The sequence below is a fragment of the Bacillus sp. CD3-5 genome, from assembly GCF_006349665.1.
Classification (GTDB): domain Bacteria; phylum Bacillota; class Bacilli; order Bacillales; family Bacillaceae_G; genus Bacillus_A; species Bacillus_A paranthracis.
In genome coordinates this window covers 130,779-144,304 of the sequence record NZ_VEPX01000007.1, presented here as the reverse complement: position 1 = coordinate 144,304, position 13,526 = coordinate 130,779, and the positions used below count along the sequence as shown (strand labels likewise).

The following is a 13,526-nucleotide window of genomic DNA, read 5'->3' as shown; positions in this document are numbered from 1 at the left end:
TTTTTTTGTAGTTAAACGCTTTTTAAAGTAGTCGAATTATAAAATGAAAAGTTCTTATTGAAAATTCCTAGTAGCTTGTATCATTTTTTTCTCCCTCCCTTAATATATATAAAATTAGCAAGCCATATCGAGTGGATTTTCTAACGATAGGAAAGGTAATTCTACTAAGAGTGAACTTTCACGCGGGACGGACTCTTATAGGATTTGTAACGTATAGATACAGTCCTTTAGAGCAGGGATAAAAGGGGGGACAAAAGTGATTGAAATTTGCTTCGAAGAAAAAAATGATGCTATGCACGTATATAGACAACTACTGAAAAGAGCGGAACTGTTATATAAGGAAACGAGTGTGTATTTACAGGGACAAAAAGTGGTGATTCACATACCAGTATGTGAATCAAATTATATTGAAAAGATTTTATTGCCAGTAATGGTATATTTCATTGTGAATGTGAAACAAAATGAGTGGATATATACAATATTAAAAGAGAAGTTTTTTTATGAAGAAGAGGAAGAGTGCCATCAAATATTGCATATGGCACAAGAGATTTTAAAAGGAAGAAGAAAAGGAATTGCTCGTGAATTAACACGTCACACATTTGAATCATATATTAAATCCTCTTTAAATAACTGGCTTTGTGATCCACTTTCATTCTCGTTTTCATCATATGTTCGTTTTCGTCTTCGTACATATAGGGAAATGGTAGCTAAGCTTGCTGAAGTGGCGATTGATGAGTATAAGTTGGAACAAGAATATCAAATGTTTATTGAAACGCTTCGGCAACAAGTTCGTAGCCGGAAATCACGTTTGTCATGTGTACATCTTATTTTTGATGAAAGTTTTATTTTCTATGATGATAAAGGTAGACGTTTAAAACAAGAGAAATTGGTTCAATATATAGATGAAGACTTATTAAAACAAAAGGATGTATATATTGATACGAAAGTAATTGCACCACTTCTTTCTATTTCGCCGAAAAAAATTTATTTATATACGAAAGAACAAGACCATAATATGATTATTACTTTGCGAAATGTATTTCAAGAACGGGTACAATTACATGGATTACATGAGTTTGAGCGCAATGTGAAAAATTTAAAAAATAAAGGTAACGCCCTTGATTTTCTAAGTTTTTGAGCATATAATTACCTACATAAATGAAATATATTGAAATGTCATGATGAGGACATGAGTAGTTTTCTACGATTTTCAGAGAGGGAAGCCTTAGGGTGTGAGCTTCCTAGTACGGGATTATTACTTACCACCTCTAAACTTTAGCAGTGAACGATTCTTCTAGTAATTGCTAACGGACAACACCGTTATGTTGAACTTGAGCAATTAACAATTATGTTAATTGGAACAAGGGTGGAACCACGAATTCAACACTCGTCCCTTTTTACGGGATGAGTGTTTTTTATTTTGAGAAAAAGAGGAGTGACCAGTGATGGCAGATGTAGTTAAAATTACTTTCCCTGATGGAGCTGTGAAGGAGTTTCCAAAAGGCGTAACAACTGAAGAAATCGCAGCTTCTATTAGCCCAGGCTTAAAGAAAAAAGCTGTGGCTGGAAAATTAAATGATGAGATGATTGATCTTGTTACACCAATCGAAGAAGATGGTGCAGTTTCTATCATTACATTAGATTCTGAAGATGGCTTATATATTTTACGCCACTCAACAGCTCACCTTTTAGCACAAGCGTTAAAACGTTTATATAAAGATGTTAAGGTTGAGCTTGGTATTGGTCCAGTAATTGAAAATGGCTTCTACTACGATATTGATATGGAAGAAGCAATTACAGTTGAAGACTTCAAGAAAATCGAAAAAGAAATGCAAAAAATTGTGAACGAGAACTTAGAAATCGTTCGTCATGAAGTACCACGTGCAGAAGCAATTCGCCGTTTTGAAGAAATCGGCGATGAGTTAAAATTAGATTTAATTAACGATCTTCCAGAAGATGCAGTTATTTCAATCTATGAGCAAGGCGAATTCTTCGACCTTTGCCGTGGTGTTCACCTTCCATCTACAGGGAAAATTAAAGTATTTAAATTATTAAGCGTTGCGGGTGCTTACTGGCGCGGCGATAGCAATAATAAAATGCTACAACGTATTTACGGTACTGCATTCGTTAAGAAAGCAGAATTAGATGAGCATTTACGTATGCTTGAAGAAGCGAAAGAGCGCGATCACCGTAAATTAGGTAAAGAATTAAAACTATTTACTAATAGCCAAAAAGTAGGACAAGGTTTACCACTTTGGTTACCAAAGGGTGCAACAATCCGCCGCATTATCGAGCGTTACATCGTTGATAAAGAAGCAAGCTTAGGCTATGATCACGTATACACTCCAGTACTAGGAAGCAGAGAGCTTTATGAAACTTCTGGTCACTGGAACCACTACCGTGATGGCATGTTCCCATCAATGGAAATGGATAATGAAGAGTTAGTTCTTCGTCCAATGAACTGTCCTCACCACATGATGGTTTATAAAAACGATATTCACAGCTACCGTGAATTACCAATCCGTATTGCGGAACTTGGAACAATGCACCGCTATGAAATGTCAGGTGCGTTATCTGGATTACAACGTGTACGCGGAATGACTTTAAACGATGCGCACATTTTCGTACGCCCAGATCAAATTAAAGAAGAATTAAAACGTGTTGTAAACTTAACTCTAGAAGTGTACAAAGATTTCGGTTTAGAGAACTACTCATTCCGTCTATCTTATCGCGACCCAGCAGATACTAAAAAGTACTATGCTGATGATGAGATGTGGGAAAAGGCACAAGGTATGTTAAAAGAAGCTATGGATGAAATGGGTCTTGATTACTATGAAGCTGAAGGTGAAGCGGCATTCTACGGTCCAAAACTTGACGTTCAAGTTCGTACTGCTCTTGGAAAAGACGAAACACTTTCAACTGTACAATTAGACTTCTTACTTCCAGAACGCTTTGAACTATCTTACGTCGGTGAAGACGGTAAACAACATCGTCCAGTTGTAATTCACCGTGGTGTTGTATCTACTATGGAACGTTTCGTAGCCTTCTTAATTGAAGAATACAAAGGTGCATTCCCAACTTGGTTAGCTCCAGTTCAAGTACAAGTAATTCCAGTTTCTCCGCAAGTACATTTAGACTATGCGAAGAAAGTACAAGACGAATTACGCCGTGCTGGTATCCGTGTTGAATTAGATACTCGTGAAGAGAAAATTGGTTACAAAATCCGTGAAGCACAAATGCAAAAAATTCCGTACATGCTTGTAGTAGGTGACAATGAAGTAACTGAAAACGGCGTAAACGTACGTAAATACGGTGAACAAAAATCAGAAACAATTGCATTAGATGCTTTTGTTGATATGATTAAAGTAGAAGGAAAACGATAAGAAAAAGCCGCGGTATACCGCGGCTTTTCTATGTAATATGAGTAAGGGAAATTAGAAAAAAAAACCATGTAACACTTATCGTAAAAAAGTATTGCAAGTATGTTAGTTGTTTGTTACAATATTTCTTGTTGTTAGTAAAACACATCGCGTCTTCTTGACAGACGTCATGTCCTATGATAAACTCATCAAGGATAATAGAATATTGTTTTGTGGAACAAGTAGAAGCACCCGCTTCTCACCTGATGGACGCATTCGCAGTTTACAGGTAAATGTATTTCTTACTTAAGATTTTACAAGTGTGGGTGTCGTATGCCCGCACTTTTTTTGTCGGGTTCTATGACTACAAACTATGTTCTGAGAAAACCTTGGAGGTGGCTTACTATTAGCAAGGATATGATGATTAACGAGCAAATTCGTGCACGTGAAGTACGTTTAGTTGGTGCAAATGGCGATCAACTTGGAATCAAGTCTCGTAATGACGCTTTAGACTTAGCTGCAAATCTTAATCTTGATTTAGTATTAGTTGCTCCAAATGCGAAACCGCCAGTATGCCGCATTATGGACTACGGTAAATTCCGCTTTGAGCAACAGAAGAAAGAAAAAGAACAGCGCAAAAATCAAAAAGTAATTAGCATGAAAGAAGTTCGTTTAAGTCCAACAATTGATGAACACGACTTTAACACAAAACTTCGTAATGCTATCAAGTTTTTAGAGAAAGGCGACAAGGTTAAAGCGTCAATTCGCTTTAAAGGACGTGCCATTACTCATAAAGAAATCGGTCAACGTGTTTTAGATCGCTTCTCAGAAGCTTGTGCTGAAGTTAGTACAATCGAATCTAAGCCTAAAATGGAAGGACGCAGTATGTTCTTAGTTTTAGCACCGAAAAACGATAAGTAATAGATAGAGGAGGAAATACCTATGCCTAAACAAAAAACTCATCGCGGCGCTGCAAAGCGTTTCAAAAAGACTGGATCAGGTAAACTGAAACGTTCTCACGCTTACACAAGCCATTTATTCGCTAACAAATCTACAAAAGCTAAACGTAAACTACGTAAAGCTGGTGTAGTAAGCGCTGGTGACTTCAAACGCATTCGTCAAATGCTTGACAACTTAAAATAAGTTCGGCTGATATATAGAACAATTAGGAGGTAATATTATGCCAAGAGTAAAAGGTGGTACAGTTACTCGTCAACGTCGTAAAAAAGTAATTAAATTAGCAAAAGGTTACTACGGTTCAAAAAATACATTATTCAAGGTTGCTAACCAACAGGTTATGAAATCTCTAATGTATGCATTCCGTGACCGCCGTCAAAAGAAACGTGACTTCCGTAAATTATGGATTACACGTATCAATGCAGCAGCTCGTATGAATGGTCTTTCTTACAGCCGCTTAATGCACGGTCTTAAAAATGCTGGCATCGAAGTTAACCGCAAGATGCTTGCTGACTTAGCTGTTCATGACGAAAAAGCTTTCGCTGAATTAGCAACAGTTGCAAAAAACAACATTAACTAATTAATTAGTTGAAACCTTAGAAGATTTTTCTTCTAAGGTTTTTTTATTTGTATGCAAAGAGAAGTGTGTCGTTATCGATATGACAAAATCAATATAAAAGTTATAGCAATATAGAAGAATATGCATATGAAGTCAGGAGAATCCTCCTGGCTTCTTTTAATTATCATCCTCTGGAAAGAAGAGTATCTTTCCTACCTGAAACGACACTGCTATAATGGAAAGATGATATGGAACTTTCATCAGATAAAATAATATTTTTATTAGTGGGCAATTCCTGGATAATTATTAACTATCACCAATTGGAGTAAGCAATCTAATCGTGATGATTGAAACGTATTTGTAAATTAAGGACAAGCTATTTTGTAAAGAGGTAAATGGCTGACTTATTAATAAGAAACGAAAAATAATAATGAACTTTGAGATGAAACAACATTGTTGCGTAAAATGCGATGTTGGAGGAGGACAATAGAGTGGACTTACTACAACTATTTAAATTACAAAAAGAATTAGATGACCGTATTGCGAAAGAACATGACTTACAACCGAAAAAATTGTTAAAAGAGAAAATGTTAGCTCTTCTTGTAGAAATTGGAGAACTTGCAAATGAAACACGTTGTTTTAAATATTGGAGCAACAAACCAGCATCAGAACGTGAAGTCATACTAGAAGAATACGTAGATGGTTTACATTTTATTTTATCAATCGGAATTGATTTAGGTATTGATAAAAACTTCTTATTCTATAAGTGTGCACAGACGAATAAAACACAAGTAGAAATTTTCTTAGACACATATGCGAAGGTGATTCGTTTTACAGATCAACCATCTATTACGAACTATATTGAATTATTTACAAGCTACCTTCGACTTGGACAAGCACTTGAGTTTGAACAAGAAGAGATTGAAAAGGCATATTTAGATAAAAACGAAGTAAATCATCAGCGTCAAACACAAGGATACTAAGTTAATTTTTGAATATTTCAATTTCCTTTTGTATAATGAAGTGACTGAAGAAAAAGGAGGGTGTTGGCAATGACAAAATTAGACGAGACATTGACAATGCTAAAAGAATTAACAGATGCACGTGGTATTGCGGGTAACGAGCGTGAACCACGCGAAGTAATGAAGAAATATATTGAGCCGTTTGCGGACGAACTTTCTACTGATAATTTAGGAAGTTTAGTTGCGAAAAAAGTAGGGGAAGAAAACGGCCCGAAAATTATGGTTGCAGGTCATTTAGATGAAGTTGGATTTATGATTACACAAATCGATGACAAAGGTTTCCTTCGTTTCCAAACGGTTGGTGGCTGGTGGTCACAAGTTATGCTTGCACAGCGCGTAACAATTGTAACGCGTAAAGGAGATGTAACAGGTGTTATCGGTTCAAAACCACCGCATATCTTACCTCCAGAAGCGCGTAAAAAGCCAGTTGAAATTAAAGACATGTTCATCGATATTGGTGCTTCTAGCCAAGAAGAAGCAATGGAGTGGGGCGTACGACCAGGAGATCAAGTTGTACCTTACTTTGAATTCCAAGTGATGAAGAATGAAAAAATGTTACTTGCAAAAGCATGGGATAACCGAATTGGTTGTGCAATTGCAATTGACGTATTAAAACAATTAAAAGATGAAAAGCATCCAAACGTTGTATATGGCGTAGGGACTGTACAAGAAGAAGTCGGTCTTCGTGGTGCGAAAACATCTGCAAACTATATTAAACCAGATATCGCATTCGCAGTAGATGTTGGTATTGCTGGTGACACACCGGGGGTAACGTCAAAAGAAGCACAAAGTAAAATGGGTGATGGACCACAGATCATTTTATATGATGCTTCTGTTATTGGTCATACAGGTTTACGTGACTTTGTAGTTGATGTTGCTGATGAATTACAAATTCCATACCAATATGATTCAGTAGCGGGCGGTGGAACGGATGCAGGTGCAATTCATATTGCTGTAAATGGTATTCCGTCTATGGCAATTACGATTGCGACGCGCTACATTCATTCTCATGCGGCAATGTTACACCGTGATGACTATGAAAATGCAGTGAAGTTAATTGTAGAAGTTATTAAACGTCTTGATAAAGAGGCTGTACATAACATTACATTTAATTAATAGAAAAAGCGAAGGAGCCTCTCCTTCGCTTTTTTATATTTTAAAAAGGTCGTTCTAATCCCGCTGCAGTATGAGCACCTAAAATGATTAAGCGAGTTAATTGCATGGCCATAAAATGCGGGGTATATATCATCCCTCTTTTTAGCCATGACATAATCATCCCGAGGTGGGCACCAGTAACATAACTAATGAGAATATCACGCGGAACCATTAGTTTTTCATCGTTAGGTTGTGAAATAGAGAGGCTTAATGTTAAATGTGTTTGAATTGCTTTCATCATCTTATACGTATAGTTTCCGGCAGCTTTATCACCAAGCATGACGTTATAGAAGTTCGCATTTTCTGCAATATGTTCGAACAAGGCCAAAAAACTTGGATGTGGTGAATCAAATGCAAGTTGAAAATCTTCTTTATTTCTATTTTTCGGTTTAATGACTTCTGTTAGCTTCTCTAACATTTCTTCAATGCTTTTGTCCAATAAGTCATATTTATCGTGGTAATGGCTATAAAACGTAGCACGATTTACAGGAGCACGTTCTGCAATATGTTGAACAGTTACATTTTCAAACCCTTTTTCGCCTACTAAAGCGACAAAAGCATCCTGTATGAGTTGTCTCGTCCGTTTTACACGTGGATCATTTGTATTTTTAATAGACATTTTTATTTCCCCTCGTTTAATTTTCTATACTTAAGCAACATATTGGTATTATATTGTTGTTTAAGCGACATTTCATACGTAAATTGTCGGTTGTAGATTTAAAATAATTATTTATAATTATAAACGATAGTCCTTCAGAAATCAGCACCGCTCGCAGGTAGATAAATTTCGATTTACACCGCAGATGGTGTGATTTTTTTGTTTAAAAGTTAATATAATTAACAATTAAATAGTCTAAACAATAAGGACGTAAATAGTTTAGAAAAAAATTATATGCGATATAAGGAGAGGAATGCAATGAATCAGTTTCGAAGAATGGTGATTATCAACATTATCACATTAATTGTACTAGTTGGCGGCGGTATTGGCGGTTATTACTATTACAATCAAGCGGAAAATTACTTAAAAACAGACAATGCAAAAATTGATGGAAAGGTAATTCCGATTGCATCACCAGTAGCAGGTAAATTAACTGACTGGAAAGCTGAAGTAGGTAAGAACTACAATGAGAACGATAAATTAGGTGCTGTTACTGTAGCGGCAGCAAATGGAGAACAAACAGTAGATGTAACAATTCCACAAAATGCAACGGTTGTACAATCAAACGCGACGACAAATGCTTTCGTTGGAGCAGGTAGCCCGATCGCTTATGCATTTGATATGAACAATTTATGGGTAACGGCAAACATTGAAGAAACAGATGTTGACGATGTACAAAAAGGTCAAGACGTAGATGTGTATGTAGATGCATACCCAGATACAACGTTATCAGGAAAAGTAGAGCAAGTTGGATTAACAACAGCGAACACATTCTCTATGTTACCATCAAGCAACGCAACAGCGAACTATACGAAAGTAACACAAGTAGTACCAGTTAAAATTTCTTTAGATCATAGCAAATCAGTAAATATTGTTCCTGGCATGAATGTGACAGTTCGTATTCATAAGTAAGGGGGAGATGAGATGTCCTCAATTGTAATTGCAGGATATGCACTATTTTGTATAATCGTCTTCTTCCTTGTAAATCGTCTTTTACGAAAGAAAAAAACGAAAATGGGAGAAGAACAAGTCCCAGCCGTAAGTAAAATAGAAGTAAGTAAAGTTGAAACAGAAGAGAAAGAAATTGAACGAAAGCAAGAACCGGAAATTTCTAATGTAGTTGAGTTAGAAACAGGAAAGCAAGAAGAAGTAAAAGAAGAAAAAGAAGTGCCGAAAAAACAAATGTCTACGCCTGTAGAGAATGTGAACGTAAAAGCAGTTGTAGCTGTATTAATTCTCGGCATGTTCGTTTCTATTTTAAACCAAACAATCATTAACGTTGCATTACCTCCGTTAATGAATGAATTTAACGTATCAACTTCAACAGCACAATGGTTAATTACAGGTTTCATGCTTGTAAATGGTATTTTAGTACCGATTAGTGCCTTTTTAGTTTCACGATTTACGTATCGTAAATTATTCGTAGCAGCAATGTTATTCTTTACGGTAGGATCTATCATTTGTGCTACTTCAGGAAACTTTACGATGATGATGACGGGCCGTGTTATTCAAGCGGTTGGTGCGGGTATTTTAATGCCGGTTGGTATGAATATCTTCATGACACTATTCCCGCCTCATAAGCGCGGAGCAGCGATGGGATTACTAGGCGTAGCAATGATTTTAGCACCAGCTATCGGACCAACTGTAACAGGTTGGGTAATTGAAAATTACAGCTGGAACTTAATGTTCTATGCGATGTTTATTATCGGTTTAATTATTACGTTCCTATCTTTAAAATTCTTTACACTAGCTCAGCCAGTGTCTAAAACGAAATTAGATATATTCGGTGTGGTTAGTTCAAGTATTGGACTAGGAAGCTTATTGTACGGATTTAGTGAAGCTGGAAATAATAGTTGGACTAGTGCAGAAGTTGTTATTTCACTTATTATCGGTGTAATTGGTTTAGCGTTATTTATTTGGAGAGAGTTAACAACGGACAATAAAATGCTTGATTTACAAGTATTTAAATATCCAGTATTTACTTTCACTTTAGTAATTAACGCAATTGTTACAATGGCATTATTCGGAGGTATGTTATTACTTCCGGTATATCTGCAAAACATTCGTGGCTTCACGCCAATTGAATCTGGTTTACTACTTCTTCCAGGATCATTAATTATGGGGATCATGGGACCAGTAGCGGGTAAATTATTCGATAAATATGGCATTCGTCCATTAGCGATAATTGGATTGGCAATTACGACGTATGCGACATATGAATTTACAAAATTATCGATGGATACACCGTATAGCGTTATTATGACGGATTATATTATACGTTCAATTGGTATGTCATTCATTATGATGCCAATTATGACGGCTGGTATGAACGCGCTGCCGATGAAATTAATTTCTCACGGTACAGCAACGCAAAATACGTCAAGACAAGTAGCGGGTTCAATCGGAACAGCGATTTTAATTACACTTATGACGCAACAAACGACTGCTCACGTAGCAGATTACGGCAACATGTTAACAACTTCAAATCCAATTTTAGTTGATAAAGTACACGGCATGGGGCAAAGTTTAGCAGCGATTGCTGGATCAGCGCAAGCAGGAGATGCGATGAGCACGCAATTATTATATGGACAAATTTCAAAGCTATCTGCAATTAACGGTATTAACGATGCCTTCTTAATTGCAACGATACTCGCAGGGATTGCTTGGGTGTTATCGTTCTTCTTACCATCAGGCAATAAACCAAATAGAAAAGCAGGGAATTAATTTCCCTGCTTTTTTTGTGTTCTTTATGCAGTTACATATAAAAGCTGATAACCAGCTACGGAGCAAAGCCCTGCTATAAACAAAATCGTCCCCATAGAACGAATACTCGATATGTGTCTGCCGCTTATAATAGCTAATAGTCCAGCTAAAGAGAAGAAGCACCAATATAAAGTTCCCGAAATTGGAACCATCCCTTCTAAATCTATTCCAGAACCTATACAAAAGATAGGAACAACGATAAGTAATATGCTAATGAAACCAGCTATAGTGGTAAGTGATTTCCGATGTTTCATGCCAGCAATAATTAAAAAAATGCCGACGATGAATTCGCATAACATGAAAGTAAGAGCTAAAATCATCCAAGTTAATATTCCGAACACTTCTGTATTACCTCCGATTTTTGGGTTTCAAAAAATGTTATATATAGAATGAATCACCTACAGACATGAGCACCCAGAAAATAACCCCTAATATTCCAGCGGTAAAAATAATGAATCCCATATTACGTATACTTTTAATTTTGGCTTGTAATCCACTTAACCCTGCTAATAATCCAGTTAAAGAAAACAGTATCCAATATAAAGTAGTGGAAATAGGGATGATTGTATTGCTCTCCACTCCCATGCCCCAAAAAACAAAAGGTAGTGTGACAAAGGAAAAGCTAAGTAGTCCCATTAAACCGACAAATAATTTACGGTGTTTCACGCTAATAACAATTAAAAAAATACCACCGAAAAATCCGCATAAAACAAGAAGTGGCATATAAACAATCCAAAGTAAGCTCAACATATATAATCTCCTTCTGTGTAATCAGTTATATTTTACTACATGAGGTTTATTTTGGATATTATTAATAAATATGTATAAATTGATAGAAATGAGTAGTACCGATACGAATTAATAGATGTAGAGCATGAGAGAGGAGGAGATGTATGAAAATTACAGAAGAAAATGTTGTGAATCAGCTAAGGAAAAGGGACAAAAAAGCATTATATTTTATTATCGAGCAGTACAGCGGACTAATAAAAAGTATTATTCAGAAGCATGTAGCTTCGTTTGGAGATATGCAAGAGGAATGTATGGATGATGTGTTATTGGCAATTTGGAATCATATTGAAAAGTATGATGAAGAGAAAAATACGCTAAAAAATTGGATTGCAGCTATTACAAAATATAGATCTATCGATTATGCGAGAAAATATACGAAGACAGTAAATGAAAAAGGAATAGATCAAATAGATGAAATAGCGGTACATACCGATACTACTAAAAGAGAAATTAGTAATGATATGGAACATATATTAAATCATTTAAAGAAGAAAGATAAAGAAATCTTTATGAAGCATTATGTGGAAGAAGAGTTTGAAGTTGTTATAAAAGAGTAAAGAGAGGTATCGTGATGATACCTCTCTTTATCCTAAAAAGGCTAACATATTATTCATAATATGAAGTAATATAGCTGGAATAATGGATTTTGTTTTTTTACATAAAATAGCCATAAATAGACCCATGATGAACATACTAAACATCACACCAGTTGAGTATATATGAGCTATTCCGAAGAGGAAGCTAGACCCAAGCGCTGCAATCCAAAATGGGAAACGCTGTTGTAGGAAGTGAAGAATAATACCGCGGACTATAAGTTCTTCAAAAATAGGTACAAGTATAGCGCCACCTATTAGTAATAATAGTTTGTATTGTTTTAACATTTCTAGATCTAAAGCAGATGACTGCTCTTTTACCGCATCAGGAAAAATATTATTAATTATAAATATGTCATTAATGATATGTAGTCCATAAAAAAGAATGATATAGATGTATGTGCTTACTTTTTTTAATGCTGTAAAGTTTAGTGTTGGGACAATTAAATTTTTTAATGGCTTATATGCATAAATTAAAATTAATAAAATGCACAATACAAATAAATTCTTCCCAAAAGTAGTAAGTGATTTTGTTAAAGCAATTTGTTTTGGATCGGTTAAACCTTCTGTATAAATAACGGTAGGAAGACCTATAAAGAGGTCGGCTAGAAATCCTGTTCCCCAAATCGCAAAAACGAGTGAAAATAGAAATTGTGAGAGTGACATAGGATGTTTTTGTGGGTAAGTTAGTTGCGTGGCTTGTATAATAGTGAATCACCTATCCTTTATTTTTTAATAGTCATATATAAATATTATAGAATATTCATACAGAAAAGTCATCATTGTAGTAAAAAAGATATGGTGAAGCTACTATTTACAGACAGTAATAATTTTATATTGATGTTCTGTACAAATGGTTTGTCTAAAAGTGTTAACGGAAGAGTTTATAATTGTGATAAAAGAGTAAAGAGAGGTATTGTGATACCTCTCTTAAGGTAAAAAAGCAATTATGTTGGTCAAAATATGTAATATTATAGCTGGAATAATAGATTTAGTTTGTTTGTACAATAAACAAGCGAAAATTCCAGTCACAAATGCACTAACCATAATTCCTACAGAATACGTATGGGCAATACCGAAAAGTAAACTGGAGAGAATTGCAGCTGGCCAAAAAGTAAACTTTTCTTCAAAAAAACGAAGAAAAATACCTCTGCATATAAGTTCTTCAAAAATAGGCGCAAAAATTCCACCAGCTAGAAGTAAGAGAAGTGGATAGTGCTCTAGTGTTGAAAGTTGTAATGCATTAGACTGTTCTTGTATGGATGAAGGGAATAATTTATCTAGCACAAACATATCTACAAACAAGGTGATTACATAATAAATGAGAACATAGATGTACATCCGAAAAGATTTTAAAACTCGAAAATCGAATATAGGTAATACTAGTTCTTTCAGTGGTTTATATTTCGTGATAAATGCAATTAGTAAAAGTAAGGCAACTAATTCATAACTTACATTTTCTATGGAATTAAGCAAAAATTTATTTGTATTTGGGTTAATGTATCCATATAACTCAATAGGTAAAAATGTAAGAATTATATTTATTAATGAGAGACATGGAAAGAGAATGAATAAAACTCCAAGAAATTGTAACCATGACATAGAGTATTTTTTTTCATAAGGAAGTTGTGTAGCGGGTTGCATATGTAAAATCACCTCTTTATATTTGTA

14 protein-coding genes, 1 pseudogene and 2 other annotated features are annotated in these 13,526 nt (G+C 35.3%); of the genes and pseudogenes, 10 read left to right on the top strand and 5 right to left on the bottom strand.

Annotated elements, in window-relative coordinates; translation table 11 throughout:
* Positions 1–256 precede the first annotated feature (256 nt).
* The 7 genes from ytxC to FH036_RS15640 all read left to right on the top strand — a co-directional run bounded on the left by ytxC (position 257) and on the right by FH036_RS15640 (position 7,013).
* A complete protein-coding gene (ytxC, locus tag FH036_RS15670; RefSeq protein WP_000569622.1) occupies positions 257–1,138 on the top strand; it encodes a putative sporulation protein YtxC in 882 nt (293 codons plus the stop codon).
* Between the two features lie 31 nt (positions 1,139–1,169).
* Positions 1,170–1,398, top strand: a binding site (T-box leader).
* A 47-nt stretch (positions 1,399–1,445) separates the two neighbouring features.
* The gene (gene thrS, locus FH036_RS15665) at positions 1,446–3,383 is read left to right on the top strand and encodes a threonine--tRNA ligase (protein WP_000786083.1); all 1,938 of its coding nucleotides are present in this window, start codon (positions 1,446–1,448) and stop codon (positions 3,381–3,383) included.
* 210 nt (positions 3,384–3,593) lie between these two features.
* Positions 3,594–3,714, top strand: a sequence feature (ribosomal protein L20 leader region).
* Between the two features lie 62 nt (positions 3,715–3,776).
* Positions 3,777–4,280 carry a translation initiation factor IF-3 gene (gene infC / locus FH036_RS15660; RefSeq protein ID WP_000973214.1) on the top strand — a complete coding sequence of 168 codons (504 nt, stop codon included), beginning with the start codon at positions 3,777–3,779 and terminating at the stop codon, positions 4,278–4,280.
* A 21-nt stretch (positions 4,281–4,301) separates the two neighbouring features.
* Positions 4,302–4,502 carry a 50S ribosomal protein L35 gene (rpmI, locus tag FH036_RS15655; protein WP_001125945.1) on the top strand — a complete coding sequence of 67 codons (201 nt, stop codon included), beginning with the start codon at positions 4,302–4,304 and terminating at the stop codon, positions 4,500–4,502.
* A 37-nt stretch (positions 4,503–4,539) separates the two neighbouring features.
* Positions 4,540–4,896: a 50S ribosomal protein L20 gene (rplT, locus tag FH036_RS15650; protein ID WP_001138362.1), complete on the top strand. Its 357-nt coding sequence runs from the start codon at positions 4,540–4,542 to the stop codon at positions 4,894–4,896.
* Between the two features lie 470 nt (positions 4,897–5,366).
* The gene (locus FH036_RS15645) at positions 5,367–5,858 is read left to right on the top strand and encodes a dUTP diphosphatase (RefSeq protein ID WP_000365050.1); all 492 of its coding nucleotides are present in this window, start codon (positions 5,367–5,369) and stop codon (positions 5,856–5,858) included.
* A gap of 69 nt (positions 5,859–5,927) precedes the next feature.
* Positions 5,928–7,013 carry a M42 family metallopeptidase gene (locus FH036_RS15640; protein WP_000163568.1) on the top strand — a complete coding sequence of 362 codons (1,086 nt, stop codon included), beginning with the start codon at positions 5,928–5,930 and terminating at the stop codon, positions 7,011–7,013.
* 40 nt (positions 7,014–7,053) lie between these two features.
* Here FH036_RS15640 and FH036_RS15635 read toward each other — a convergent pair whose 3' ends face one another.
* Positions 7,054–7,671, bottom strand: a complete 618-nt coding sequence (locus FH036_RS15635; protein ID WP_000023667.1) for a TetR/AcrR family transcriptional regulator — start codon at positions 7,669–7,671, stop codon at positions 7,054–7,056.
* 297 nt (positions 7,672–7,968) lie between these two features.
* Between FH036_RS15635 and FH036_RS15630 the strand changes: the two genes are divergently transcribed.
* A complete protein-coding gene (locus FH036_RS15630) occupies positions 7,969–8,622 on the top strand; it encodes an HlyD family secretion protein (protein WP_001071403.1) in 654 nt (217 codons plus the stop codon).
* A gap of 12 nt (positions 8,623–8,634) precedes the next feature.
* Positions 8,635–10,434: a DHA2 family efflux MFS transporter permease subunit gene (locus FH036_RS15625; protein ID WP_000095290.1), complete on the top strand. Its 1,800-nt coding sequence runs from the start codon at positions 8,635–8,637 to the stop codon at positions 10,432–10,434.
* Positions 10,435–10,457: 23 nt separating this feature from the next.
* Here FH036_RS15625 and FH036_RS15620 read toward each other — a convergent pair whose 3' ends face one another.
* On the bottom strand, positions 10,458–10,814 hold the full coding sequence (locus FH036_RS15620; RefSeq protein ID WP_041184146.1) for a hypothetical protein: 357 nt from the start codon (positions 10,812–10,814) through the stop codon (positions 10,458–10,460).
* Positions 10,815–10,851: 37 nt separating this feature from the next.
* Positions 10,852–11,223, bottom strand: a complete 372-nt coding sequence (locus FH036_RS15615) for a DNA-binding protein (RefSeq protein WP_070806935.1) — start codon at positions 11,221–11,223, stop codon at positions 10,852–10,854.
* A 143-nt stretch (positions 11,224–11,366) separates the two neighbouring features.
* On the opposite strand from FH036_RS15615, the pseudogene FH036_RS15605 reads away from it, so the two are divergent.
* A pseudogene (locus tag FH036_RS15605) lies at positions 11,367–11,795 on the top strand (sigma-70 family RNA polymerase sigma factor); the annotation flags it as partial.
* A gap of 51 nt (positions 11,796–11,846) precedes the next feature.
* Here FH036_RS15605 and FH036_RS15600 read toward each other — a convergent pair.
* On the bottom strand, positions 11,847–12,521 hold the full coding sequence (locus FH036_RS15600; RefSeq protein ID WP_000059262.1) for a CPBP family intramembrane glutamic endopeptidase: 675 nt from the start codon (positions 12,519–12,521) through the stop codon (positions 11,847–11,849).
* A 264-nt stretch (positions 12,522–12,785) separates the two neighbouring features.
* Entirely contained in the window at positions 12,786–13,499 is a 714-nt protein-coding gene (locus FH036_RS15595) for a CPBP family intramembrane glutamic endopeptidase (RefSeq protein ID WP_001182105.1), read from the bottom strand.
* Positions 13,500–13,526 lie beyond the last annotated feature (27 nt).